Source organism: Citricoccus sp. SGAir0253, from assembly GCF_005877055.1.
Taxonomy (GTDB): domain Bacteria; phylum Actinomycetota; class Actinomycetes; order Actinomycetales; family Micrococcaceae; genus Citricoccus.
Genome location: NZ_CP039424.1, coordinates 1,631,841 through 1,656,498 on the forward strand (window position 1 = coordinate 1,631,841; position 24,658 = coordinate 1,656,498).

Annotated in this window: 23 protein-coding genes; 17 read left to right on the forward strand and 6 right to left on the reverse strand. The window is 74.0% G+C overall.

Annotated elements, in window-relative coordinates; translation table 11 throughout:
* Positions 1-18 precede the first annotated feature (18 nt).
* Together E7744_RS07240 and holA are read left to right on the forward strand one after the other, a co-directional pair.
* Complete coding sequence (locus E7744_RS07240; protein ID WP_137773537.1) at positions 19-1,791, forward strand: ComEC/Rec2 family competence protein; 1,773 nt, start codon at positions 19-21, stop codon at positions 1,789-1,791.
* On the forward strand, positions 1,788-2,801 hold the full coding sequence (gene holA, locus E7744_RS07245) for a DNA polymerase III subunit delta (protein WP_371415387.1): 1,014 nt from the start codon (positions 1,788-1,790) through the stop codon (positions 2,799-2,801). Before E7744_RS07240 ends, holA begins: the two co-directional genes overlap by 4 nt.
* A 178-nt stretch (positions 2,802-2,979) precedes the next feature.
* Here the strand turns inward: holA and rpsT are convergent, their stop codons facing one another.
* Together rpsT and E7744_RS07255 are read right to left on the reverse strand one after the other, a co-directional pair.
* Positions 2,980-3,246, reverse strand: a complete 267-nt coding sequence (gene rpsT, locus E7744_RS07250) for a 30S ribosomal protein S20 (protein WP_137773539.1) — start codon at positions 3,244-3,246, stop codon at positions 2,980-2,982.
* Between the two features lie 139 nt (positions 3,247-3,385).
* On the reverse strand, positions 3,386-3,940 hold the full coding sequence (locus E7744_RS07255; RefSeq protein WP_137773540.1) for a type II toxin-antitoxin system PemK/MazF family toxin: 555 nt from the start codon (positions 3,938-3,940) through the stop codon (positions 3,386-3,388).
* Between the two features lie 138 nt (positions 3,941-4,078).
* Here E7744_RS07255 and lepA point away from each other — a divergent pair, with 138 nt between their 5' ends.
* Both lepA and hemW read left to right on the forward strand, forming a co-directional pair.
* Positions 4,079-5,938 (forward strand): translation elongation factor 4, encoded by a 1,860-nt coding sequence (gene lepA / locus E7744_RS07260; protein ID WP_137774917.1) that lies wholly within the window; start codon positions 4,079-4,081, stop codon positions 5,936-5,938.
* Between the two features lie 17 nt (positions 5,939-5,955).
* The gene (gene hemW, locus E7744_RS07265; protein ID WP_137773541.1) at positions 5,956-7,236 is read left to right on the forward strand and encodes a radical SAM family heme chaperone HemW; all 1,281 of its coding nucleotides are present in this window, start codon (positions 5,956-5,958) and stop codon (positions 7,234-7,236) included.
* 36 nt (positions 7,237-7,272) lie between these two features.
* Here the strand turns inward: hemW and E7744_RS07270 are convergent, their stop codons facing one another.
* Positions 7,273-7,704 carry a DUF4870 domain-containing protein gene (locus E7744_RS07270; protein WP_210417180.1) on the reverse strand — a complete coding sequence of 144 codons (432 nt, stop codon included), beginning with the start codon at positions 7,702-7,704 and terminating at the stop codon, positions 7,273-7,275.
* An 82-nt stretch (positions 7,705-7,786) separates the two neighbouring features.
* Positions 7,787-8,668, reverse strand: coding sequence for a DUF3097 family protein (locus tag E7744_RS07275; protein ID WP_137773542.1), 882 nt, complete (start codon positions 8,666-8,668; stop codon positions 7,787-7,789).
* Between the two features lie 152 nt (positions 8,669-8,820).
* On the opposite strand from E7744_RS07275, the gene hrcA reads away from it, so the two are divergent.
* From hrcA to E7744_RS07325, 10 genes are all read left to right on the forward strand, one after another.
* Positions 8,821-9,834 carry a heat-inducible transcriptional repressor HrcA gene (hrcA, locus tag E7744_RS07280; protein WP_137773543.1) on the forward strand — a complete coding sequence of 338 codons (1,014 nt, stop codon included), beginning with the start codon at positions 8,821-8,823 and terminating at the stop codon, positions 9,832-9,834.
* Between the two features lie 57 nt (positions 9,835-9,891).
* Entirely contained in the window at positions 9,892-11,028 is a 1,137-nt protein-coding gene (gene dnaJ / locus E7744_RS07285) for a molecular chaperone DnaJ (RefSeq protein WP_137773544.1), read from the forward strand.
* Positions 11,029-11,036: 8 nt separating this feature from the next.
* Positions 11,037-11,816, forward strand: coding sequence for a 16S rRNA (uracil(1498)-N(3))-methyltransferase (locus E7744_RS07290; protein WP_137773545.1), 780 nt, complete (start codon positions 11,037-11,039; stop codon positions 11,814-11,816).
* Positions 11,817-11,861: 45 nt separating this feature from the next.
* Complete coding sequence (locus E7744_RS07295) at positions 11,862-12,860, forward strand: PhoH family protein (RefSeq protein ID WP_137773546.1); 999 nt, start codon at positions 11,862-11,864, stop codon at positions 12,858-12,860.
* Positions 12,850-13,323 carry an rRNA maturation RNase YbeY gene (gene ybeY, locus E7744_RS07300; RefSeq protein ID WP_137773547.1) on the forward strand — a complete coding sequence of 158 codons (474 nt, stop codon included), beginning with the start codon at positions 12,850-12,852 and terminating at the stop codon, positions 13,321-13,323. The genes E7744_RS07295 and ybeY overlap by 11 nt, the downstream gene beginning before the upstream one ends.
* 4 nt (positions 13,324-13,327) lie before the next feature.
* A complete protein-coding gene (locus tag E7744_RS07305) occupies positions 13,328-14,680 on the forward strand; it encodes a hemolysin family protein (RefSeq protein WP_137773548.1) in 1,353 nt (450 codons plus the stop codon).
* Positions 14,677-15,642: a GTPase Era gene (era, locus tag E7744_RS07310; protein ID WP_137773549.1), complete on the forward strand. Its 966-nt coding sequence runs from the start codon at positions 14,677-14,679 to the stop codon at positions 15,640-15,642. The genes E7744_RS07305 and era overlap by 4 nt, the downstream gene beginning before the upstream one ends.
* Before the next feature lie 279 nt (positions 15,643-15,921).
* Entirely contained in the window at positions 15,922-17,700 is a 1,779-nt protein-coding gene (leuA, locus tag E7744_RS07315) for a 2-isopropylmalate synthase (protein WP_137773550.1), read from the forward strand.
* A 12-nt stretch (positions 17,701-17,712) separates the two neighbouring features.
* Positions 17,713-18,492, forward strand: coding sequence for a DNA repair protein RecO (gene recO / locus E7744_RS07320; protein WP_137773551.1), 780 nt, complete (start codon positions 17,713-17,715; stop codon positions 18,490-18,492).
* A gap of 17 nt (positions 18,493-18,509) precedes the next feature.
* On the forward strand, positions 18,510-19,367 hold the full coding sequence (locus E7744_RS07325; RefSeq protein ID WP_137773552.1) for an isoprenyl transferase: 858 nt from the start codon (positions 18,510-18,512) through the stop codon (positions 19,365-19,367).
* Here the strand turns inward: E7744_RS07325 and E7744_RS07330 are convergent.
* Positions 19,259-20,461 (reverse strand): alpha/beta hydrolase, encoded by a 1,203-nt coding sequence (locus E7744_RS07330; RefSeq protein WP_137773553.1) that lies wholly within the window; start codon positions 20,459-20,461, stop codon positions 19,259-19,261. The genes E7744_RS07325 and E7744_RS07330 overlap by 109 nt on opposite strands.
* 158 nt (positions 20,462-20,619) lie before the next feature.
* On the opposite strand from E7744_RS07330, the gene E7744_RS07335 reads away from it, so the two are divergent.
* A complete protein-coding gene (locus E7744_RS07335; RefSeq protein WP_137773554.1) occupies positions 20,620-21,759 on the forward strand; it encodes a quinone-dependent dihydroorotate dehydrogenase in 1,140 nt (379 codons plus the stop codon).
* Here E7744_RS07335 and E7744_RS07340 read toward each other — a convergent pair.
* On the reverse strand, positions 21,734-22,327 hold the full coding sequence (locus E7744_RS07340; protein WP_137773555.1) for a DUF3043 domain-containing protein: 594 nt from the start codon (positions 22,325-22,327) through the stop codon (positions 21,734-21,736). The genes E7744_RS07335 and E7744_RS07340 overlap by 26 nt on opposite strands.
* A gap of 61 nt (positions 22,328-22,388) precedes the next feature.
* Between E7744_RS07340 and E7744_RS07345 the strand changes: the two genes are divergently transcribed.
* Positions 22,389-23,867: a dipeptidase gene (locus E7744_RS07345; protein ID WP_137773556.1), complete on the forward strand. Its 1,479-nt coding sequence runs from the start codon at positions 22,389-22,391 to the stop codon at positions 23,865-23,867.
* Positions 23,868-23,991: 124 nt separating this feature from the next.
* Complete coding sequence (locus tag E7744_RS07350; RefSeq protein WP_137773557.1) at positions 23,992-24,384, forward strand: iron-sulfur cluster assembly accessory protein; 393 nt, start codon at positions 23,992-23,994, stop codon at positions 24,382-24,384.
* Positions 24,385-24,658 lie beyond the last annotated feature (274 nt).

The window sequence follows — 24,658 nt, forward strand, 5'->3', positions numbered from 1 at the left end:
CTATACCCCTAATAAAAGTTGAGCGGGGCCAACTGCACGTTGCTCGCGGGGGCGGTGACCATGGCCCTGCGCTCCCTGCGGGTCCGCCGCCCCGTGGTCCTGGGGGCGGTCCTCGGCGTGCTGCTGGTGTTCGTGGTCGTCGTGGGGCCGGAGCCGTCCGTGGTCCGGGCCGCCGTCATGGGCGGCATCGGCGCCTGGGCCGTGTTCTTCGGCCGGGGACGCCACGCCCTGCCCCTGCTGTGCGTGGCGGGGTGCGCCCTGCTCGCCTGGGAACCGGCCCTCGCCGCCGAGCCGGCGTTCCAGCTCTCCCTCGCCGCGACGGCCGGGATCGTGCTCGCGGCCCGTCCGGCGGAACAGTGGCTGGGCGCCGCGCTGGCCCGGTGGCTCCCCGCCCCGGTCGCCGGGACGATCGCCACTGCGCTCGCCGTCACGGTGTGTGCCCAGGTCGCGTGCCAGCCGCTCCTCGTGGGCCTGTCCGGCGGCGTGAGCCCGTACGCGGTGCCCGCGAACCTGCTGGCGGCGCCGCTCGTCCCGCTCATCACCGTCCCCGGCACGGCGGCGGCCCTGCTGGCGGTGCCGCTGCCCGCGCTGGCCGGCGCCGCCTACTGGGTCATCGGCTGGCCGGCGGCGGGGATCGGCTGGATCGCCACGGTCACCTCCCGGCTGCCCGGCGCCGCCCGCCCCTGGCCGGAGGGCGCCGTCGGCGCGGCCCTCGTGGTGCTGCACGTGCTCGCCGCCCTGTCCCTGCTCTGGCTGCTGCTGCGCTGGGAGCGGACCCGCCCGGCCCGCGTCCGCCGCCTGCCGGTGGACCGGGCGCGCCGGCGGCCGCCGGGGCGGCCCGCCCTGCGCTGGACGTTCGCGGCGGCCTGGACGCTGATCTGCGCCGCCGTCGGCAGCCAGCTGGCCCTGGTGGTGTCCCCGCCCGCCGGGCCGGTCCCGGCCGACTGGTCCCTCGCGGCCTGCGACGTGGGGCAGGGGGACATGCTCGTGCTCCGCAGCGGCCGGCGCGCCGCCGTCGTGGTGGACACCGGACCCGAGCCGGCGGCGGCCACGGACTGCCTGGGGCACCTCGGGGTGGACACGGTCGAGCTGCTCGTCCTCTCGCACCTGCACCGGGACCACGCCGGGGCCGCCGGAGCGGTGGTCGGCTGCTGCGCGCCGCGCGAGATCCTGTACTCCTCGGCCGGGCCGGGGCGCCCCGGCGGCGGCCCCGGCGGCGGCCCCGGTGGTGACCCCGACGGTGGCCCCGACGGCGATGAGGGCGGATCGGCGGAACTGCCCGCCGCGGCCCGGCGGGCGGAGGCGGGGGAGTCGGGCTCGGCGGGCGCGCCCGGCTCGGCGTGGGGCGTCGACTGGACGGTGCTCGCGGCGGACCCCGCGGCGGGCAGCGAGAACGATGCGTCGCTGCAGCTGCTGGCCTCCGTCGGCACCCCGGACGGCCGGTACACCGTGCTGCTCACCGGGGACCAGGAGCAGGAGTCCACGGCCGCCCTGCTGCGCCGCGGGGCCTACCCGGACCGGGTGGACGTGCTCAAGGTGGCCCACCACGGTGCGCGCAACGGCGGCACGGAGATCATCCGGGCGGTGGAGCCGGCCGTCGGGGTCGTGTCCGTGGGACGGGACAACGGCTACGGCCACCCGCACCCCTCCGTGGTGCAGGAGCTCGCCCGGCACGCGACCGTGGTCCGCACGGACCTGCACGGCACCACGGTGCTGTCCCTGCGGGCCGGGGAGCTGGTCCCCACCCTCACCGGCCGGTCGGTCGCGGACGTGCCGGCCCCGATAGGATGAGGTCCATGCCCGCTCCCAGCCGATCCCGTCGCCCGAAGAGTCCCGGGGCGGACTGGCGCACCGTCGAGCCGGCCCCGCTCATGCTGCTGAGGGGGCCCGAGGACTTCATCGCCGCACGGGTCACCGACCGCGTCCGGACCATGCTGCGCGAGCGCGACCCCGGGCTCGAGGTGCACCGGATCGGGGCGGCGGACTACCCGGCGGGCCAGCTGGCGATGCTGGCCAGCCCCTCGCTCTTCGGCGAGGCGAAGATCGTCCTGGCCGAGGGCCTGCAGGACATGAACGAGGCCTTCCTGGCGGACTGCCTCGAGTACGTGGCCGCCCCGGCCGAGGACGTCACCCTGCTGTTGCGCCACACCGGCGGCAACCGCGGCAAGAAGCTGCTCGACGCCGTCGTCGCGGCGGGCGTCCAGGTGGAGTGCCAGCCCATCAAGTCGGACGCCGAGAAGGCGGAGTTCGTCGCCGGGGAGTTCCGCTCCCGCCGGCGCTCGATCGACCCCGAGGCGGTCCGCGCGCTCATCGACGCCACGGGCGGTTCGCTCACCGACCTCGCCGCTGCGTGCCAGCAGCTCCTCTCGGACACGGAGGGCACGGTCACCGCCGAGGTCGTGGACCGGTACTACGGCGGGCGCGTGGAGGCCACCGCGTTCAAGGTGGCCGACGCCGCGATCGAGGGCCGGGCCGGACAGGCCGCCGCCCTGCTGCGCCACGCCCTCGCCACGGGGGTCTCCGCCCCGGCCATCACCGGCGCCCTCGCGATGAAGACCCGGCAGGTGGCGCGCATCGTGGACGCCCGGATCTCCCAGGGGCAGGTCGCCCAGACGCTGGGGATGGCGCCGTGGCAGGCCAAGCGGGTGGCCGAGACCGTCCGGTTCTGGAATCCGGCCACGATCGCCGCGGCCATCGAGTGGGTGGCCCAGGCCGACGCCGAGGCCAAGGGCCTGGCCAAGGACGCCGACTACGCCGTCGAGCGCGTCGTGACGCGCATCGCCCTCACCGCCCGCCGCTGAGCCGGCGGCCGTCCCGACCTGCCAGATCGGCCGGGGCGGGGCGGTGCCGCCCGGACCGGCCGGGGCCTCCCTGACGACGACGAGGCCCCCGTCCTGCTGGACGGGGGCCTCGGTCCCGATGCTCCGATCGGGGGGACCGGCGCGGCGGTGGCCGGCTCGGTCAGGGTCGACCGGTCGCTCAGGCGCCGATCTTGTTGACGCGCTTGGCGATGCCGGACTTGCGGTTGGCAGCCTGGTTCTTGTGGATGACGCCCTTGCTGACGGCCTTGTCCAGCTTCTTGCTGGCCAGGGCGACGGCGGAGGTGGCGGCGGCCTGGTCGCCGGCGGCGACGGCCTTGTCCACGGCGCGGATCACGGTGCGCAGCTCGGACTTCACGGCGACGTTGCGCTGGCGAGCCTTCTCGTTGGTGAGGATGCGCTTCTTCTGGGACTTGATGTTGGCCACGTAGGAGTCTTTCTGTTGCTGCTGACTTTGGTCGGTGAGGGAATTTCCCGGATCCGGCGACTGAGCGGCGTGGGGATACCGTGGTAAGCCGTTCCGGGAGTGCCCGTCGACCTGCGCGGACACACAGCTGGTTAGTCTATCACGCCCAGCCGTGGCGGTCCCGGAGCGCGCGGCGCACCCGGTCGAACGTGCCGGGTGCGAGCACGGCGCCCTCGCGGCGCACGTCCCGGGGGTCGACCCGGACGACCCGGTCCAGCCGCACCTCGGAGGCACGGCCGCGAGCGTCCCACGCGCCGGTGCCCACGTCGAGGTACTCCTCGTCCCGCCGCCCGCCGCCGTGGTGGTCGCGGCTGGTGAGCTGCAGGGCGAGCAGGTGACGGCCGTCGCGGCCGACCACGAGCACCGGCCGGTCCTTGCCGCGGCCGTCGAGCTCCTCGAAGGGCACCCACGTCCAGACGACCTCACCCGGTCCGGCCTCGGGTCCGGGCACCGGGTCGTACTCCACGCGGGCCCGCCCGTGGAAGTCGCCCGGGTAGGGGGCGGCCGTCCCGCTCCCGGGAGGGCGGCCGGGACGCCGGGCCGGGGCGGCCCCGTCCCGGCCGCGGGAGCCGGGGGAGGGCGCGCGCCGCAGCTCCCGGACGAGCCCGGCGACCCGGCGGGCGGCGGCGAGCAGTCGGTGCAGGTCCATGGCCATGGGGCGAACCTACCAACGCGGGGGGACCGCGGCGCGACCGCGGCGGTAAGCCGCGGGGGAAACGTGGAAGAATGGAGCACCAGTCCTCCCGGGCGCCGTCCATGCTGCCCGGATCCCACCAGTCGAAGGAAGATGCCCGTGCCGCCCATGGCGATCAACGCCCCGGCGCCCGCCGCCACCGATCCCGCCGTGATCCGCAACTTCTGCATCATCGCTCACATCGACCACGGCAAGTCGACGCTGGCCGACCGCATGCTGCAGTCCACCGGCGTGGTCCAGCCGCGGGACATGAAGGCCCAGTACCTCGACCGGATGGACATCGAGCGCGAGCGCGGGATCACCATCAAGTCGCAGGCCGTGCGCATGCCGTGGAACGTGGCCGGCACCGACTACGCGCTGAACATGATCGACACCCCGGGGCACGTGGACTTCACCTACGAGGTCTCCCGCTCCCTCGCCGCCTGCGAGGGCGCGATCCTGCTGGTGGACGCCGCGCAGGGCATCGAGGCGCAGACCCTGGCCAACCTGTACCTGGCCATGGAGAACGACCTGACGATCATCCCGGCGCTGAACAAGATCGACCTGCCCTCGGCGGACCCGGACCGGTACGCCGCGGAGATCGCCGGGCTGATCGGCTGCGAGCCCGAGGACATCCTCCGGGTCTCCGGCAAGACGGGCGTCGGCGTGGAGGACCTGCTGGACCGGGTCGTGGAGTCGATCCCCGCGCCCGTGGGCGTCGCCGACGCCCCCGCCCGCGCCATGATCTTCGACTCCGTCTACGACACCTACCGCGGCGTCGTGACCTACGTGCGCGTGGTGGACGGCAAGCTCTCCCCGCGCGAGAAGATCACCATGATGTCCACCGGCGCCACGCACGAGCTGCTGGAGATCGGCGTGTCCTCCCCGGAGCCGATCCCCTCCAAGGGCCTGTCCGTGGGCGAGGTGGGCTACCTGATCACGGGCGTGAAGGACGTGCGCCAGTCCAAGGTGGGCGACACCGTGACGGGGGCGGCCAACCCGGCCACCGAGCAGATCGGCGGCTACGAGGACCCCAAGCCGATGGTGTTCTCCGGGCTGTACCCGATCGACGGCTCGGACTACCCCGTGCTGCGCGACGCCCTGGACAAGCTCAAGCTCAACGACGCCGCGCTCGTGTACGAGCCGGAGACCTCCGTGGCGCTGGGCTTCGGGTTCCGCGTGGGCTTCCTGGGCCTGCTGCACCTGGAGATCATCCGCGAGCGGCTCGAGCGCGAGTTCAACCTGGACCTGATCTCGACCGCCCCGAACGTGGTCTACGAGGTCACCCGCGAGGACGGCACGCAGGTCACGGTGACCAACCCGTCCGAGTTCCCCGAGGGCAAGATCCGCGAGGTCCGGGAGCCGATGGCCTCGGCGACCATCATCGTGCCGGCGGAGTTCATCGGCGCCGTCATGGAGCTGTGCCAGGGCAAGCGCGGCCAGCTCAAGGGCATGGACTACCTCTCGGAGGAGCGCGTGGAGATCCGCTACTGGATCCCGCTGGCCGAGATCGTCTTCGACTTCTTCGACCTGCTCAAGTCCCGCACCAAGGGCTACGCCTCCCTGGACTGGAAGGCCGACGGCGACCAGGTCGCCGACCTGGTCAAGGTGGACATCCTGTTGCAGGGCGAGACGGTGGACGCGTTCAGCTCCATCACGCACAAGGACAACGCCTACTCCTACGGCGTCATGATGACCTCCAAGCTCAAGGAGCTCATCCCGCGCCAGCAGTACGAGGTGCCGATCCAGGCCGCGATCGGCTCGCGCGTGATCGCCCGCGAGAACATCCGGGCGATCCGCAAGGACGTGCTCTCCAAGTGCTACGGCGGCGACATCTCCCGCAAGCGCAAGCTGCTCGAGAAGCAGAAGGAGGGCAAGAAGCGCATGAAGATGGTCGGCCGGGTGGAGGTCCCGCAGGAGGCCTTCATCGCCGCGCTGTCCTCGGACGGTGCCGGCTCCGAGTCCGGCGCCAAGAAGTAGCGCCGGGACCGGCCCGCGTGCCCTCCGTCCTCCCCCTCGGGGACCCCGCGCCCGACGACGGCCGGCTGCCCGGCCACGCCGCCCGCCTCGTGCGCGAGGCGGCGGCCGCCGGCGCCCCGCGGACGTTCAGCCTCTACGTCCACGTGCCGTTCTGCGACGTGCGCTGCGGCTACTGCGACTTCAACACCTACACCGCCCAGGACCTGGGACCGGGGGCGTCGCGGTCCAGCTATGCGGCCACCGTGGCCGGTGAGCTGGACTTCGCCGCCGGTGCGCTGGCGGCCTCCGGCCTGCCGCCCCGCCGCCTGGAGACGGTGTTCTTCGGCGGCGGCACGCCCACGCTGCTGCCGGCCGCCGACCTCGTGGGCATCCTGGCCCGCGCGCGGGAGCTGTTCGGGATCGCGCCCGGCGCCGAGGTGACCACGGAGGCCAACCCGGACTCCGTCACCGCGGACTCGCTCGCGGAGCTGGCCGCCGGGGGGTTCACGCGGGTGTCCTTCGGGATGCAGTCCGCCGTGCCGCACGTGCTGGCCACGCTGGACCGGACGCACCGCCCGGAGAACGTCCCGGCCGCCGTCGGCTGGGCCCGGGACGCGGGGCTGGAGGTCTCCCTGGACCTCATCTACGGCACGCCGGGGGAGTCGCTGGAGGACTGGCGCACCACGGTGGAGGCCGCGCTGGCGCTGCGCCCGGACCACGTCTCGGCGTACTCGCTCATCGTCGAGGAGGGCACCCGCTTCGGGGCCTCGGTCAAGCGCGGCGTGCAGCCGGACGTGGACCCGGACGACCAGGCGGACAAGTACCTGCTCGCCGAGGAGCTGCTCTCCGCGGCCGGCTACCGCTGGTACGAGATCTCCAACTGGGCCCTGGACCCGGAGGGCACGGGCGTCCACCGGGCCCGGCACAACATGGCCTACTGGCGGGACCAGGATTGGTGGGGCGCCGGCCCGGGGGCACACTCGCACGTGGGCGGCGTGCGCTTCTGGAACGCCAAGCACCCCGCCGCCTACGCCCAGCGCCTGGCGACCGGCGTCTCCCCGTCCGTGGGCCGGGAGGAGCCCGACGCCGAGGCGCGGTTCCTCGAGCGGGTCATGCTGGGCGTGCGGCTGGCCGAGGGGCTGGAGGCGTCCGTGCTGGACACGGCCCCGGACGGCGGGGCGGCGGCGCGTCGGGAGATCGCGGCGATGATCGCCGAAGGGCTGCTGGACGGGAGGGCGGCGCTGGCCGGGCGGGTGGTGCCCACGCTGCGCGGCCGCCTGCTGGACGACGCGATCGTGCGGCGGCTGGCCGGGTTCTGAGCCCCCGGGCGCCCGGCCCCGCACGGACCGCGGCGCCTACTGGATGAGGCGCAGGTTCAGTGGGTAGCGGTACGGCCGGCCCTTGTTGCAGTGGATGCCGGCGGCCACGCCGGAGATCGTCATGAACAGCCAGATGAGCATCGCGATGATGCCGAAGATGCCGCCGACCACGGGGATCAGCGCCAGCAGGTTCGCCACGATCGCCAGCACCGTGGGCGGCAGCGTGAAGTTCAGCGCCTCCTTGGCCTCCTGGGCGGTGAACGGGCCGCGGTGGCGGAAGACGAGGTAGATCGCCAGCGAGGGCACGAAGCCGAGGATGCCGCCGAAGTGGGCCAGGGTGGCCCACTGCCGGTCCTCGGCGGGCGTCAGCGGCTCGGCCTGGGCCGGGGAGCCCTGCAGCTGCTGGTCGCGCCGGGGCGCGGCGCTCGGGCGCGGGCCGCGCGGTCCGCTGGGCTGCTGCTGTGACACGTCCTGCTGCCTCTCGGTCTCGGTACTGCCGGGGTACTGCACGGGGCGCTGCTCGCTGCTCCGTCCGCCAGTCTACGCGGACCTACGCCCCGGGCGCCGTCAGGAAGTCGATGACCTCCTCGACGCGCCCCAGCAGGGACGGCTCCAGGTCGGCGTAGCTCCGCACGTGGGAGAGCAGGCGCTTCCACCCCAGCCCCACGTCCTCCGTGGTCCGGTGGGGCCAGCCGAGCCCCTCGAGGATGCCGGTCTTCCAGTCCCGTCCGCGCGGCACCACGGGCCAGGCGCCGATGCCGAGCACCGAGGGCTTGATGACCTGCCACACGTCCACGTACGGGTGCCCGACGATCAGCACGTTGCCGCGGGCGCCGGGCACGCGCAGGGCCTCGTCGGCGATCCGCTGCTCCTTGGAGCCGGGCACCAGGTGGTCCACGAGGACGCCCAGGCGGCGCTGCGGGCCCGGGGAGAACTCCCGGATGGCCGCGGCGAGGTCGTCGACCCCGTGCAGCGGCTCCACCACGATGCCCTCCAGGCGCAGGTCCTCGCCCCACACCTTCTCCACGAGCTCGGCGTCGTGCACGCCCTCCACCCAGATGCGCGAGGCGCGCGCGGTGCGGGCGCGGGCGTTCTCCACCCGGATCGAGCCCGAGGCGGTCCGCGCGGGCAGGGCCCGGCCCGTCACCCCGACGGCGGCCGGCCGGGACGGCGCCGGCGGCACCACGTGCACGGGCTCGCCATCGACGAGGAAACCGTGGCCCAGGGGGAAGGAGCGCGTCCGGCCCCGGCGGTCCTCCAGCACCACGAGGTGCACGCCGCCGGAGCGCTCGACCCGCAGGACCGCGCCCGTGAACCCGGTCCCGGCGTCCTCCAGCACGGTGCCCCGGTCCGCGGGCACGTCCGGCACGGCACGGGCGGCGGGGCGGAAGCCGCCGTCGAGGGTGCCCGGTCCCCAGCTGTTCCATTCCATGGGCCCCGACGCTAGCAAGCCCGTCGGGCGATCCGGGGGAGCGGCTCGCGCCCTGCCGCCCCGGCGCGCGCGGGCGGTGGGTGACTGGACAGAGGCGGTAGACTTGGCACTTGAACTGACCGAGTGCTAACCAGTCGTGACGGGAGGGTGGAATGAGCGAGCATCCGCGCCGCATGCAGGTGCTGCAGGCGATCGTCGAGGACTACGTGGCCTCCCGGGAGCCGGTGGGATCCAAGGCGCTCGTGGAGCGCCACCGGCTCGGGGTGTCCTCGGCGACGGTCCGCAACGACATGGCGGCCCTCGAGGAGGAGGGGTTGATCGTGGCCCCGCACACCTCCGCCGGCCGGATCCCCACGGACAAGGGCTACCGCGTCTTCGTGGACCAGATCTCGGAGGTCAAGCCCCTCTCGGCCGCCGAGCGCCGCGCCGTGCAGGCGCTGCTGGAGTCCACGGACGACGTCAACGAGATGATGGCGCGCACCGTGCGGCTGCTGGCCCAGCTGACCAACCAGGTCGCCGTGGTCCAGTACCCGCACCTGGACGCCTCCACGATCCGCCAGCTCGAGGTCGTCTCCCTGGCCCCGCGCCGGGTGCTCGTGGTGGTCATCCTCTCCTCGGGGCAGGTGGACCAGCGCCTCTTCGCCACCGAGCAGGACGCCGCGGAGACCTCCCTCGAGGTGCTCAAGCAGCTGTTCCGCCGGCACCTCGACGGGCTGACCCCCGCCCAGGCGGTGGACGGGCTGCGCGCGGCGCTGGCCTCCGTGCCGGCGGCCGACCGCGAGCTGGCGACCACGATGGCCGAGCAGCTCGACCAGCTGCTCGCCGCCCGCCGGGAGGACCGCATCCTGCTCGCGGGCACCGCCAACCTGGCCCGGTCCCCGGGGGACTTCCCGTACTCGATCGGGCCGATCCTGGAGGCGCTCGAGGAGCAGGTGGTGCTGCTGCGCCTGCTCGCCGAGATGGAGGCGGACGTGCGCGGCCTCAGCGTGCGCATCGGTTCCGAGAACACCGGCTCGCTCGCCGAGACCTCCGTGATCGCCGCCGGCTACGGGCCCGGCGCGGAGGCCAAGCTCGGCGTCGTGGGCCCCACCCGCATGGACTACCCCGGGACCATGACGGCCGTGCGCGCGATCGCCCGGTACCTGTCCAGGATCCTGTCCCAGTAACCTCGGTCCCCGACGACCGCACCGAACCACTCCCGTCCGGAAGGAACACCCCCCACCGTGGCAGACCACTACGAGGTCCTCGGCGTCAGCCGGGACGCCTCCGCCGAGGAGATCAAGCGCGCCTACCGCAAGCTGGCCCGCAAGCTCCATCCCGACGTCAACCCCGCCCCGGAGGCCGCCGACCAGTTCAAGGAGGTCACGCGCGCCTACGAGGTGCTCTCGGACGAGGGCAAGCGGCGCAACTACGACGCCACGGGCCACGAGAACGGCACCGGCGGCATGGGCGGCTTCGGCGGGGGCGACTTCGGCGGCTTCCAGGACATCTTCGAGACCTTCTTCGGCGGCGGCGCCGGCCCGGGCGGGATGGGCGGGCGCGGCCCGGCCAGCAGATCCCGGCGGGGCCAGGACGCGCTCATCACCGCGCGGATCGACCTGCGCGACGCGGTGTTCGGGACGGACAAGACCCTCGAGGTGGACACCGCCGTGGTCTGCCCCACGTGCGAGGGCAGCTGCTGCCAGCCGGGCACCCAGCCCGAGACCTGCACCATCTGCCACGGCCAGGGCGCCGTCAGGCGCCCGGTCCGCTCCATCCTCGGCACCGTCATGGCCGCCGAGACCTGCTCGGCCTGCCAGGGCTACGGCACCGTCATCCCCGACCCGTGCCGCGAGTGCGCCGGCCAGGGCCGGGTGCGCCAGCGGACCTCCCTGACCGTCAAGATCCCCGCCGGCGTGGCCACCGGCACCCGCATCCAGCTCGCCGGTCGCGGCGAGGCCGGCCCCGGGGGCGGCCCCAACGGCGACCTGTACGTGGAGATCGACGTACGCCCGCACGAGGTGTTCACGCGCGACGGGGACCACCTGCTGGCCACCATGTCGGTGCCCATGACCGCCGCCGCCCTCGGCACCACGATCGTGCTGGACACCTTCGACGGCGAGCAGGAGGTGCCCGTGCACGCCGGCACGCAGTCCGGCGAGGTGCAGGTCCTCAAGGGGCTGGGCGTCGGCCGGCTGCGCGGCGCGGGCCGCGGCGACCTGCGGGTCACGCTGCGGGTGGAGACCCCCACGCGGCTCGACGACGAGCAGCGGCGCCTGCTCGAGGAGCTGGCGGTCGCGCGCGGCGAGGACACCGTGCACGGCACGACCGAGCACCGCGGGCTGTTCTCGAAGCTGCGCGACAACTTCAAGCACCTGTGAGCTGAGCGATGAGCCACCCGCTGTTCTACGCCGGTCCCGGGGCGCTGACCGGCACGCGGCCGGGCGACGCCGTGGTGCTCACGGGCGCCGAGGCGCGGCACGCGGCGCAGTCCATGCGGCTGGGCGTCGGCGAGCACCTCGACGTCGCCGACGGCTCCGGCCGCCGCGTCACGGCCACGGTGCGCTCCGCCGACGCCGACCGCCTCGAGGCGACCGCCGAGCAGGTCACCGACGAGCCGGCCCCGCGGCCGGAGCTCGTCCTCGTCCAGGCCCTGGCCAAGGGCGACCGGGACCTCATGGGCGTCCAGGCCGCCACCGAGCTCGGCGTGGACGCCGTCCACCCGTGGCAGGCGGAGCGCTCCATCGTGCGCTGGACCGGCGGAGGCGGCAAGGCGGCCAAGACGGCCAAGGCCCTGGCCAAGTGGGAGGCCGCCCTGCTGGCCGCCGCCAAGCAGGCCCGCCGCACCCGGGTGCCGGCCGCCCGGGAGCTGCTCGACGGCGTCGGGGTCGCCTCCGTGTGCGGGCCGGGCACCCTCGTGCTGATGCTGCACGAGGACGCGACCGAGCCCCTCGGCGACGTGCTCGCGGCCGCCGGTGCGGACGCGGAGCGGATCGTCATGGTCGTCGGGCCGGAGGGCGGGATCAGCCCGGCCGAGGCCCGGGCCCTGGCCGGGGCCGGCGCCCGTCCCGTGCTGCTGGGCCGCAACGTGCTGCGGTCCTCGACCGCCGGCCCCGCCGCCACCGCCGTCGTCCAGCAGCTGCTGGGACGATTCGGCGCCCGGCCGTAGACTTCCCCCAGGACACCCACCACAGCAGGAGCTGAGCCACCCGCCTTGAGTCTTCCGACCGACTCCACCGAACCCGCCGGCACCGACCGGGACCAGGTCACCATCACCTTCGCCTCCGCGGAGGACATGGTGCGCACCCTCGGCACGCAGGACCTGCTGCTGCGCATCCTCGAGGGCATCTACCCGGGGCTCGCGCTGTCCGTGCGCGGCCACGACCTGGACGTGGACGGCGCCGCGGCCGACGTGGGCCAGGCCCGCCAGATCGTCGAGGACCTGCACGTGCTGGCCCGCCGCGGCACCTCCATCACCCCCGAGGTCGTCGAGCAGGTGACCACGCTCGTGCGCGGCGGCTCCGGGGCCCGGGCCTCCGGGCTGCTCTCGGCGTCCATCCTCTCCAGCCGCGGCCGGAAGATCCGGCCCAAGACCGTGAACCAGCAGCGCTACGTCGAGTGCATCGACCAGCACACGGTGGTCTTCGGCCTCGGGCCCGCCGGCACCGGCAAGACCTACCTGGCGATGGCCAAGGCCGTGCAGGCGCTGCAGGCCAAGGAGGTCAACCGGATCATCCTGACGCGCCCGGCCGTGGAGGCGGGGGAGCGGCTCGGCTACCTGCCCGGGACGCTGTCCGAGAAGATCGACCCCTACCTGCGCCCGCTCTACGACGCCCTGCACGACATGGTGGAGCCGGAGTCCATCCCGCGGCTGATGGCGGACGGCACGATCGAGGTCGCCCCGCTGGCCTACATGCGCGGGCGCACGCTCAACGACGCGTTCATCATCCTCGACGAGGCGCAGAACACCACGGGGGAGCAGATGAAGATGTTCCTGACCCGCCTGGGCTTCGGCTCGCACATGGTGGTCACGGGGGACACCAGCCAGGTCGACCTGCCGCGCGGCACCGACTCGGGACTGGCGCAGGCCGTGTCCGTGCTCGAGGGCCTCGAGGACATCGCCGTGGTGCGGCTGCAGTCCTCGGACGTGGTGCGCCACCGCCTCGTGAGCCGGATCGTCGACGCGTACGAGGGGCAGCACCATGGCCGTTGAGGTCGTCAACGAGTCCGGCGTCCCGGTGGACGAGGACGCCCTGCTGGACCTGGCCCGCTCCGTCCTGGCCGCGCTCCACGTGCACCCCGGGGCCGAGCTGTCGGTCGTGTGCGTGGACGAGGCCGCCATGGAGCAGCTGCACCTGGAGTGGATGGACCTGCCCGGCGCCACGGACGTCATGAGCTTCCCCCTGGACGAGCTGCGCCCCGGCACCCCGGAGGCGCCCTCGGCCGAGGGACTGCTCGGGGACGTGGTCATCTGCCCGCAGGTGGCCGCCGTCCAGGCCGCGCGCGGCGGCCACTCCGCCGAGGACGAGGTCCTGCTGCTGCTGACCCACGGCATCCTGCACCTGCTGGGCTTCGACCACGAGGAGCCGGAGGACCGCGAGGAGATGTTCGCGCTCCAGGCCGAGCTGCTCGGGCAGTACCTCGGCCGGCCGGCCCCGGACCCCACCGAGGACTGAGCCGGTGCTGACCTCCCCCCTGCTGGCCGCGCTGCTGGCGCTGCTGCTCGTGCTCACGTGGGTCCTGGCCGTCGCGGAGACCTCGCTCGGCTACCTCTCCCGCAAGGAGGCCGAGGGCATCGCCCTGCGCCGGCCGCGCAGCCCCATCCTGACCGTCATGGCCCGCCTGCCGGAGCACCTGCACGCCCTGCGGTTCTGGCGGCTGTTCGCCGAGACCACGGCCGCCGTGGCCGGCACGCTGTTCATCCACTCCCTCATCGGGGTCATCTGGATCACGGCCCTCGTCTCCGTGGTGCTCATGGGGCTCGTGGCCCTGGCGCTCGTGGTGCTGTCCCCGCGCCAGGTCGGCACGCGCCACGACGTGGCGGCGGCCCAGCGCACCGCCGGGCTCGTGCATCTCCTCACCGCCCTGCTCGGGCCGCTGCCGGCCCGGTTCGCCGCCCCGGGGCCCCGCTCCGAGGACGAGGAGGAGGAGGCCGCCGAGATCGAGGAGCGGCACTTCCGCGAGTTCGTGGCCCGCGCCAACGACGCCGACGTGCTCGAGGACGCCGAGGCCGAGCTCATCCAGTCCGTCTTCGACATGGGCGACACGCTCGTGCGGGCGGTCATGGTGCCGCGCACCGACGTGGTCACGGTCGAGACCGGGACCTCCCTCGAGGACGCCCTGAGCCTGTTCCTGCGCTCGGGCTGCTCGCGCATCCCGCTCATCGGGGACAACGCGGACGAGGTGTTCGGCATGGTCTACCTCAAGGACGTCGCCCGGGCCCTGCACCGCGGCGGGCCGGAGGGGCCGGTGGACGGCGGCGCCCCCGTGGACGTCGTGGCCCGCGAGGTGCGCTTCGTCCCGGAGTCCAAGCCGGTGTCCGCCCTGCTGCAGGAGCTGCAGCGCGAGTCCACCCACGTGGCGATCGTGGTGGACGAGTACGGCGGGACCGCCGGCCTCGTCACGCTCGAGGACCTCATCGAGGAGATCGTCGGCGAGATCTCGGACGAGTACGACCGCCAGGACCGGCCCGAGGTCGAGCCGCTCGGAAACGGCGCGTTCCGGGTGGACGCCCGGATGGGCATCGACGACTTCGCCGAGATGTTCGGCGTGGACCTGGACGACGAGGACGACGTGGACACGGTCGGCGGCCTGCTCGCCAAGACCCTCGGCCGGGTGCCGATCCAGGGCTCGCACGTGACGTTCCAGGGACTGGAGCTGACCGCCGAGTCCCTCGAGGGCCGCCGCAACCGCGTCGCCCGGCTCCTCGTGCGGGACACCGGCGCCCGACGCCGGCCCGGCGCCGAGGCGGGAGCACCCGCCGACGCCGAGCCCGAGACCACCGAAGCCCACGCACCCCGGGAGGCGCGATGACCGACCTGCTCGATCCGACGAACGTACCGGAGGGGTTCCGCGCCGGCTTCGTCTCGCTCGTCGGCCGGCCCAACGCCGGCAAGTCCACGCTGACGAACGCCCTCGTGGGGGAGAAGGTGGCCATCACCTCCTCCAAGCCGCAGACCACGCGCCACACCATCCGCGGGATCGTGCACCGGGAGGACTTCCAGCTGGTGCTGGTGGACACGCCCGGGCTGCACCGGCCCCGGACGCTGCTGGGCCAGCGGCTCAACGACCTCGTGGCCGAGACGCTCGGGGAGGTCGACGCCGTCGGGTTCTGCATCCCGGCGGACGAGCGCATCGGCCCGGGGGACCGCTTCATCGCCGGCCAGCTGGCCCTGCTCAACCGCCGGCCCGTGGTCGCGCTGGTGACCAAGACGGACAAGGTGGGACCCGAGCAGGTCGCCGAGCAGCTGCTGGCCGTCACCGCCCTGGGCGACGAGGTGCTGGGGCCGGAGAACGGCGGGGCCGGCTTCGCCGCGGTCGTGCCCGTCTCCGCCGTCAAGGGCCACCAGGTCGAGGACGTCGCGCGCGTGCTCGCGGAGCGGCTGCCGGTCTCCCCGCCGCTGTACCCGGGCGGCGAGCTCACCGACGAGCCCGAGGCCGTCATGGTCGCGGAGCTGATCCGCGAGGCCGCCCTCGAGGGGGTCCGCGACGAGCTGCCGCACTCGGTGGCCGTGGTGGTCGAGGAGATGAACCCGCGGGAGGGCCGGCCCGAGGACCGTCCCCTGCTGGACGTGCACGCCAACGTGTTCGTCGAGCGGCCCAGCCAGAAGGCCATCATCATCGGCAAGGGCGGCTCCCGGCTCAAGGCCATCGGCTCCCAGGCGCGCAGCTCGATCGAGCGGCTGCTCGGCACCCCCGTCTACCTGGACCTGCGGGTCAAGGTGGCCAAGGAGTGGCAGCGGGACCCGAAGCAGCTGGGCCGGCTCGGGTTCTGAGCCGGTCCGGGGACCCGCTCCCGGCGGTGCTACGCTGAATCCATGCGTGACCGACGAGGACTGGCCGGGATGACCCCGGACGCCGTGGCGGGACGGCTACTAGGCCGCCGCAACGGGGCTGAGCCGTCGGTCGTGGTGCCCGCCACGCGCTGACGCGCCGGGAGTCCGTCGTACCCGGCAGGGCCGGTACCCCGTTGCGGAGCAGACACCACGGCCCTCCGACGACGTCAGAGACCTCCGGTGCACGCCGGATCCACGAAAGGCACGCTGAAGAGCACCATGCGCAACCTGCAGAAGTCCTCCGGGATGAAGTTCCACAAGTACACCCCCTTCCAGGACCAGATCCAGGTCCACCTGCCGGACCGGACCTGGCCGGACCAGGTCATCACCCAGGCCCCGCGCTGGTGCGCGGTCGACCTGCGGGACGGGAACCAGGCCCTCATCGACCCGATGGGGCCCGAGCGCAAGCTGCGCATGTTCGAGCTGCTCGTCTCCATGGGCTACAAGGAGATCGAGGTGGGCTTCCCCTCGGCCTCCCAGACCGACTTCGACTTCGTGCGCCAGCTCATCGAGCAGGACCGCATCCCCGAGGACGTCACCATCCAGGTCCTCACCCAGTCCCGCGAGCACCTGATCGAGCGCACGTACGAGGCTCTCGAGGGCTGCCACCGCGCGATCGTGCACCTGTACAACTCCACCTCCGTCCTGCAGCGCCGCGTCGTCTTCCGCGAGGACCAGGACGGGATCGTGGACATCGCCACCACCGGCGCGCGGTTGTGCCGCAAGTACGAGGAGCAGCTGCGCGGCACCGAGATCGTCTACGAGTACTCCCCGGAGTCCTTCACCGGCACCGAGCTCGAGTTCGCCGCGCGGATCTCCAACGAGGTCGCCGAGGTGCTGGAGGCCTCCAGCGACCGCCAGATGATCCTCAACCTGCCGGCCACCGTGGAGATGGCCACGCCGAACGTCTACGCGGACTCCATCGAGTGGATGCACCGCAACCTCGCGAACCGGGACGCCATCATCCTCTCCCTGCACCCGCACAACGACCGGGGGACCGGCGTGGCGGCGGCCGAGCTGGGCTACATGGCCGGCGCGGACCGCATCGAGGGCTGCCTGTTCGGCAACGGTGAGCGCACCGGCAACGTGGACCTGGTCACCCTGGGCATGAACCTCTACAGCCAGGGCATCGACCCGATGATCGACTTCTCCGACATGGACGAGATCCGCCGCACGGTCGAGTACTGCAACCAGCTCAAGGTCGCCGAGCGCGTGCCCTACGGCGGGGACCTCGTCTTCACCGCCTTCTCCGGCTCCCACCAGGACGCCATCAAGAAGGGCTTCGAGGCCATGGACGCGGACGCGGCCGCCGCCGGCACGGACCGGGACGGCATCCCGTGGGGCGTGCCGTACCTGCCGATCGACCCGCAGGACATCGGCCGGTCCTACGAGGCCGTGATCCGGGTGAACTCGCAGTCCGGCAAGGGTGGCGTGGCCTACCTGCTCAAGAGCGAGCACCACCTGGACCTGCCGCGCCGGGCCCAGATCGAGTTCTCGCACGTCATCCAGCGGATGGCGGACAGCCAAGGCGGCGAGGTCACCGGTGACCAGCTGTGGCAGGTGTTCCAGGACGAGTACCTGCCGGCGGAGGAGGGCCAGCCGCGCTGGGGCCACTACCGCCTGGGCGCGGTGCACTCGGACACCGCCGAGGACGGGACCTTCACGATGACGGCCGAGGCCGACGTCGCCGGCGTCCGGCACCAGCGCACCGCCACGGCCAACGGGCCGATCGCGGCCCTGCTGGAGATCCTCGCCGAGGACGGGCTGGACATCCGCGTGCTCGACTACTCCGAGCACGCCCTGTCCGAGGGAGGCTCGGCCATGGCCGCGGCGTACGTGGAGTGCGCCGTGGGCGAGCGGGTCCTGTGGGGCGTCGGCCTGGACTACAACACCACCATGGCGTCCCTGAAGGCCGTCGTCTCCGCCGTCAACCGCGCCCTGCGGGACGACCGCGAGCTGCTCGAGGCGACCGGCGGGGCCGGCACCGGGCGTCCCTGACGGGGCCGGCCGATGGCGTCCCGGGGCGGCGGCTACGCCGCCAACAGCTACCGCACGGACGCCCTCGTGCTGCGCACCTACAAGCTCGGCGAGGCGGACCGCATCATCGTGCTGCTCACCCCCGGCCACGGCCAGGTGCGGGCCGTGGCCAAGGGGGTCCGGCGGACGACCTCGAGGTTCGGGGCCACGCTCGAGCCGTTCATGCTCTCCCGGCTGCAGCTGGTGCACGGGCGGAGCCTGGACATCGTCACCCAGGCGCAGTCCGTCACCCCCTACGGGGAGGCCATCGCCGCGGACTACGACGCCTATGCCGCCGCCTCGGCGATGGTGGAGACGGCCGAGCGCCTCACCGCCGCCGAGGTCGGCGAGCACGGCGGCGGCGTGGAGGCCCCGAGCCAGTACCGCCTGCTGCACGGTGCCCTCGCCGCGCTGGCCCGCCACGCCCACCCGCCGCGGCTCGTGCTGGACTCCTACCTGCTCCGGGCCCTGGCCACGGCCGGCTGGGCGCCGAGCTTCACCGACTGCGCCCGGTGCGGCGCCCCGGGCCCGCACCGCTCCGTCAACGTCACGCTCGGCGGCAGCGTGTGCGACGACTGCCGGCCCCCGGGGTCCGCGACGCCGGCCCCCGGGACGATCGCGCTGCTCGCGGCCCTGCTCTCCGGGGACTGGGCCGTGGCCGACGCCGCGCCGGAGCAGGCGCGGCGGGAGGCGGCCGGTATCGTGGCGGGATACCTCCAGTTCCACCTGGAGCGCCACCTGAAGTCCCTGTCCGTGATGGACCAGAACCCCTGAGCACCCCCGAGGACCCGATGCCCGCACGCCCCGCCCGTGGCCGCCGCCCCGTCCAGGATCCCTTCCCGCACCCGGGCGGCGCCCGGCCGCCGGTGATGGACCCGCGGTTCGTGCCACGGCACGTGGCGATCGTCATGGACGGCAACGGCCGGTGGGCGAACCAGCGGGGCCTGCCGCGCACCGAGGGCCACCGCGCGGGGGAGGCGGCCCTGCTGGACGTCATGGCCGGTGCGGTGGAGCTGGGGATCGAGTACGTCACCGTCTACGCCTTCTCCACCGAGAACTGGAAGCGGTCCCCGGACGAGGTGCGCTTCCTCATGGGCTTCTCCCGGGACGTGCTGCGCCGCCAGCGGGACGTCCTGGACTCGTGGGGCGTGCGGATCCGCTGGAACGGGCGGCGGCCGCGCCTGTGGAAGTCGGTCGTGGACGAGCTGGTGGTGGCCGAGGAGCAGACCCGGGACAACACCCGGTGCCACCTGACGATGTGCGTGAACTACGGCTCGCGCACGGAGATCACCGAGGCGGTGCGGGACATCGCCCGGGAGGTGGAGGCCGGACGGCTCTCGGCCGCGGGGATCCGGGAGGACACCATCACCCGCCACCTCGACGAGCCCGACGTCCCGGACGTGGACCTGTTCCTGCGCACCTCCGGGGAGCAGCGGCTGTCCAACTTCCTGCTGTGGCAGTCCGCCTACGCCGAACTGGTCTTCCTGGACACCCTGTGGCCGGACGTGGACCGCACCACGCTGTGGGACGCGGTGGAGGCCTACGCCCGGCGAGACCGCAGGTACGGGGGAGCGGTGGACCGCTCCACGCCCGTCCCGGCCGCGTCCCCGGCGGCCGCCGTGGAGAGGCCGGCCGGCTCCCCGGCATAGGCGTCCAGCCACGTGAGCATCTCCGCGGCCGCCGCCTCGCGGATCGGCCGGGGGGAGGCCATGACGTCGTGCAGCGCCCCCGCGTGCCGCACCACGGTGACGTGGCGTCCCAGCCGCACGGCGCGCTGGGCCAGCACGTCCACGTCCAGCACGATGTCCGCCGCCGTCATGTCCTCCGACCACCGCGTGCCGAAGACCGTCCGGTCCGAGAGCATCACGTAGATGGGCTCGGCCAGGCCCAGGCCGGCCGCCACCTGCGCGTGACCGGCCATGACCGCCTGGAGCCAGCCGCCGGGCACCTCGAACGAGAGCTGCGGCCGCCACAGCGGGTGCAGCGACCACTCCCCGTCCGCGGCGTCCGAGATCGAGCGCCAGTAGTGGTCCACCCGCGGCAGCTTCAGGAAGGTCTTGGGCTGCACCCGGGCCACCGGGTCGAGGACGGCCTGCGCCATCAGGCGCACGAGCGTGGAGCCCTGCATCTCGAGCCAAGGGCTGTTCAGGACGAGGGCCCGGGCCCGGCCCGGGTGGCGGGCCGCCCACAGGGACAGGGTGAGGCCCCCCGTGGAGTGGCCCATGAGGACCGGCGGGGCCGGGTGGTCCTGCGCGATGGTCCGCAGGGCGGAGCCGATCTCGTCGTCGTACACCTGCAGGCTCTCGACCCACCCCGGCGTCTGCCCCGGACGCAGCGAGCGGCCGTACTTGCGCAGGTCCAGGGCGTGGAAGGCGAAGCCGTGGTCCTCCAGCAACCGGGCCAGCGGGGCGTTGTAGAAGTAGTCGGACCAGCCGTGGACGTACAGCAGCGGGACCCGGCCCGTGCCCCGGACCACCTCGGCGTCCGGACCCGGGCGCACCGGCCGGACGAGGGTCGCCGCGTTGGGCCCCTCCTCGTCCACCTCGAGCGGGATCGTCATCCGCTCGAACCCGGGCAGGATGTCCGGCACCCACTCGCCGGGTGGCGAGTCCGTGAGCAGCTCGCCGGACGGCCCGGGGAGCACCTCCTGCGCCGGGCGCGGGTCGTCCGGGTGCTGCGCGGCCTCCCGCCCGTCGAGGGCATCGCCCGCGGGCGGCTCGGCGGGGACGGCATCGGCGGGCATGCCGCCAGACTACGCGTCCGGGTGCGCCCCGGGCGGCGGACCGCCGGGCGCCTCCCCGCCCGGGGCGGACCGCCGGGCCGCGCCCGTCGCCGGGGCCGGCCGGCGTCGCGGCGGCGCACGTGGCCACGGAGCGCCCGCGGCCGTGGTTCGATGGAGTCATGCCGACGCACGATGCCCCGACCGTTCCCCCCGCCCGCCCGCAGTCGCGCCTGCCCCGCGTCTACCCGGCGTTCTTCGACGCCGTCTTCTCCGGCATGGACGCCGAGCGGGCCCACCACATCGGCTTCGGCATGATCCGCGCCACCGAGGCCACCGGCGTCTCGGCGGGGCTGCGCCGGGCCACCCGCCCGGCAGCCGCGCTGTCCACCCGCGTCATGGGACTGGACTTCCCCTCCCCGTTCGGCCTGGCCGCGGGATTCGACAAGCAGGGCCTCGGCACGGCCGCCCTCGCGGACCTCGGCTTCGGCCACATCGAGGTCGGCACCATCACGGGCCAGGCCCAGCCGGGCAACCCGGCCCCGCGGCTGTTCCGCCTCGTCGAGGACCGCGCCCTCATCAACCGCATGGGGTTCAACAACGACGGGGCGGCCGCCGTCGCCCCCCGTCTCCGGGCCACCCGGAAGGCGCTCACCCGGCGGTTCGGCCGGCGGCGGCCCATCCTCGGGGTGAACATCGGCAAGACCAAGGCGGTGCCGCTCGAGGAGGCCACGGACGACTACCTCGTCTCCACCGCGGCCCTGGCCCGGCACGCCGACTACCTCGTGGTGAACGTGTCCTCGCCCAACACGCCGGGGCTGCGCCAGCTGCAGGACATCGAGGCGCTGGCCCCGCTGCTGGCGGCCGTGCGGGCCGAGGCGGACCGCACGACCGGGCGGCACGTCCCGCTGGCCGTGAAGATCGCCCCGGACCTGGCGGACGAGGACGTGGACGCCGTCGCCGCGATGGCCGTCGAGCTCGGGCTGGACGGGGTCATCGCCACCAACACCACGATCGGGCGGGAGGGCCTGCGCACGCCCGCGGCCGAGGTGGAGGCGATGGGCGCCGGGGGGCTGTCCGGGGCGCCGCTCGCCCGCCGCTCGATCGAGGTGCTCACCCGCCTGCGGGCGGCCCTGCCGGGCTCGGTGGCGCTCGTCTCCGTGGGCGGCGTGACGACCGGCGAGGACGTCCGGGAGCGGCTCGAGCTCGGCGCCGACCTCGTGCAGGGCTACACGGCGTTCCTCTACGAGGGGCCGTTCTGGGCCGCCCGGATCAACCGCGAGCTCGCGCGGGGGATCAGGCGGGGTACTGCCCGCGCTTGACCTGGGGCTTGGGCAGGCGCAGGCGGCGCAGCTGCATGGCGCGCATGACGCCGTACCAGAGCACGCCGCGCTCCACCGCGCCGAACTTCGCGGTGAGCCGCCGCTTGAGCTGGAGGGCCACGAGGATGCCCTCGAGGACGACCAGCAGCACGAGCGCCCAGAGCGAGAACGTCAGCCACAGCTGGACGGAGGAGCTCGGCAGGAACGCCAGGAAGACGTAGACGAGGACGATGACCATGAGCCACTCGCCGAGGCCGAGGCGCGCGTCCACGAAGTCGCGGGCGTAGCGCTTCTGCGGGCCGCGGTCGCGCAGGGGCATGTGCCGCTCGTCGCCGGTCTCCATGGCGACGCGCATCCGGTGGCGCTCGGCGGCCTCGGCCTCGCGCTGGGCGGCCCGGGCGGCCTTGCGGTCGTCCGGCACGAGCGGGCGGCGACGGGCGGCCTCGCGCTCGGCGCGGGTGGGCGTGGGGCCCTTCTTCTGGCGGTCGGCGGCGCGGACCTCCTCGGCGGTCACGGCGGGGGCGGCCTCGGGGGCGGGGGTCTCGGAGGTCTTCTTGCGTCCAAACACCCGTCCATTCTAGGGTGCCCGGCTCCTGCCACGGCGCAGGCCGGTGGCTAGGCTGGGGCGCATGCCACAGCCGCAGTCCTCCCCGCAGCCGTCCTCGCAGCAGTCCCCGCAGCAGTCCCCGCAGGCCGCGCCCGCCGACCCCGCCCTGGTGGCCCGCCTCGCGGCCGCGGTCGACGAGCGGATGCCCCAGACCATCTCCACCCTGGAGGACCTCGTCGCCATCCCGGGCATCGCGTGGGACGCGTTCGACCGCGAGCCGCTGGAGCGCTCCGCCGAGGCCGTGGCGGAACTGGTGCGCGGCCTCGGCCTCGAGGACGTCGAGGTCCTCACCGAGCCCCGGCCGTCCGCGGACGGGACGGAGCGGCCCGGGGGACCGGCCGTCGTCGGGCGCCGCCCCGCGGCCCCCGGGCAGCCGACCGTCCTGCTCTACGCGCACCACGACGTCCAGCCCGTGGGGGACCCGGAGCTGTGGCGGACCCCGCCGTTCACCGCGGTCGAGCGCGGGGGCCGCCTGTACGGCCGCGGCGCGGCCGACGACAAGGCGGGCATCATGGTGCATCTGGCCGCCCTGCGGGCGGTGCTCGACGCCGGCGCGGACCCGGGCGTGGGCGTCACCTTCTTCATCGAGGGGGAGGAGGAGGCGGGCTCGCCGACCTTCCGGCGGTTCCTCGAGCGGCACCGCGAGCGGCTGGCCGCCGACGTGATCGTGGTGGCCGACTCGGGGAACTGGCGGGTCGGCGTGCCGGCCCTGACCACCTCGCTGCGCGGGCTGGTGGACGGCGTCATCGGGGTGCGCGTGCTCGAGCACGCCGTGCACTCCGGGATGTACGGCGGGCCGGTGCTGGACGCCCCGACCCTGCTCGCGCGGCTCATCGCGACCCTGCACGACGACGACGGCGCCGTGGCCATCGCCGGCCTGGACCAGCACCGCCACGCCGCCATCGAGTACCCCGAGGCGGACTACCGGGCCGATGCCTCGGTCCTGGAGCCGGTGCGGCTGGCCGGGCGCGGCCCGCTGGCCGACCGGTTGTGGAACCAGCCCGCGCTGAGCATCATCGGCACGGACGTCCCGCGCATCGAGGTGGCCTCGAACACCCTCCAGCCCGAGGCCCGCGCCAAGTTCAGCCTCCGGCTGGGGCCCGGGACGGATCCCCAGCAGGCCCTCGAGGCGGTCCGGCGGCACGTGCACGCGGTGGCCGAGACGGCGCTGTTCGGCGCCGAGGTCATCTTCGAGCCGGGGGAGACGGGGCAGCCCTTCGCCACGGACACGGACGCCCCGGCCGCCCGGGCCATGCTCGGGGCGCTGCGGGACGCGTGGGGCGTGGAGCCCGTGGAGACGGGGATCGGGGGGTCCATCCCGTTCACCGCGGACCTGCTCGAGGTGTTCCCCGGCGCCACCCTGCTCATCACGGGCGTCGAGGACCCGGACTCCCGGGCGCACTCGGCCAACGAGTCCCTGCACCTGGGGGACTTCCGCAACGCCGTGCTTGCCGAGGCCCTCCTGCTGGCGCGCCTCGGCGGCACGGCCGCGACTCGCTAGACTCGACGGACCCGCCGGGAATGATCCGGACCCCCCGGACGTTGGCACGGGGGACGGCGGCACGCCCCGCCGACCCCCGGCCGACCCCGCAGGGGAGAGCACACGCGCAGACCTAGGAGCGATCATGAGCGTTTCCGCAGAATCCACCGGGACCGAGATCCCCGCCGCCCAGCCCGCCGACGGCCTGGACGCCCACGAGGTGACCCTCACGGACGTGGCCGCCACCAAGGTCCGCACCCTGCTGGAGCAGGAGGGCCGCACCGACCTGCGCCTGCGCGTCGCCGTCCAGCCGGGCGGCTGCTCCGGCCTGATCTACCAGCTGTACTTCGACGAGCGGGTGCTCGACGGGGACACCCTGCGGGACTTCGACGGCGTCGAGGTCATCGTGGACAAGATGAGCGTCCCGTACCTCACCGGTGCCACGATCGACTTCGAGGACACCATCTCGAAGCAGGGCTTCACCATCGACAACCCGAACGCCGGCGGCTCCTGCGCGTGCGGCGACTCCTTCCACTGATCCTTCCGCTGAGTCGCTGACGCGGCGCCCGGGACCACCCCGGAGCCGCCCGGAACCACGGACCGCGCCGAATGCCCGGACCCCCTCGGGGGTCCGGGCATTCGGCGTCCGTGCGTGTCATGGGGCAGACGATCCGGGCGGTAAGCTCTACAGTAGGTAGTAAACCTAGGGGTCCCCCTGTGGCGTCGCCGTCCCAGCCCACGCGCTGGCGCGATCGGTCCGGCCACGGGAGGCATTCGCACTCAAGATGAAGAGGAAGGGCCGTCTGTGAGAT

Excerpts from the sequence above, each read along its gene's own strand:
- holA (WP_371415387.1), top strand. The coding sequence starts at position 1,788 with ATGAGGTCCATGCCCGCTCCCAGCCGATCCCGTCGCCCGAAGAGTCCC.
- E7744_RS07255 (WP_137773540.1), bottom strand. The coding sequence starts at position 3,940 with ATGGCCATGGACCTGCACCGACTGCTCGCCGCCGCCCGCCGGGTCGCC.
- E7744_RS07275 (WP_137773542.1), bottom strand. The coding sequence starts at position 8,668 with ATGGAATGGAACAGCTGGGGACCGGGCACCCTCGACGGCGGCTTCCGC.
- hrcA (WP_137773543.1), top strand. The coding sequence starts at position 8,821 with ATGAGCGAGCATCCGCGCCGCATGCAGGTGCTGCAGGCGATCGTCGAG.
- E7744_RS07290 (WP_137773545.1), top strand. The coding sequence starts at position 11,037 with ATGAGCCACCCGCTGTTCTACGCCGGTCCCGGGGCGCTGACCGGCACG.
- ybeY (WP_137773547.1), top strand. The coding sequence starts at position 12,850 with ATGGCCGTTGAGGTCGTCAACGAGTCCGGCGTCCCGGTGGACGAGGAC.
- era (WP_137773549.1), top strand. The coding sequence starts at position 14,677 with ATGACCGACCTGCTCGATCCGACGAACGTACCGGAGGGGTTCCGCGCC.
- leuA (WP_137773550.1), top strand. The coding sequence starts at position 15,922 with ATGCGCAACCTGCAGAAGTCCTCCGGGATGAAGTTCCACAAGTACACC.
- recO (WP_137773551.1), top strand. The coding sequence starts at position 17,713 with ATGGCGTCCCGGGGCGGCGGCTACGCCGCCAACAGCTACCGCACGGAC.
- E7744_RS07325 (WP_137773552.1), top strand. The coding sequence starts at position 18,510 with ATGCCCGCACGCCCCGCCCGTGGCCGCCGCCCCGTCCAGGATCCCTTC.
- E7744_RS07330 (WP_137773553.1), bottom strand. The coding sequence starts at position 20,461 with ATGCCCGCCGATGCCGTCCCCGCCGAGCCGCCCGCGGGCGATGCCCTC.
- E7744_RS07335 (WP_137773554.1), top strand. The coding sequence starts at position 20,620 with ATGCCGACGCACGATGCCCCGACCGTTCCCCCCGCCCGCCCGCAGTCG.
- E7744_RS07345 (WP_137773556.1), top strand. The coding sequence starts at position 22,389 with ATGCCACAGCCGCAGTCCTCCCCGCAGCCGTCCTCGCAGCAGTCCCCG.
- E7744_RS07350 (WP_137773557.1), top strand. The coding sequence starts at position 23,992 with ATGAGCGTTTCCGCAGAATCCACCGGGACCGAGATCCCCGCCGCCCAG.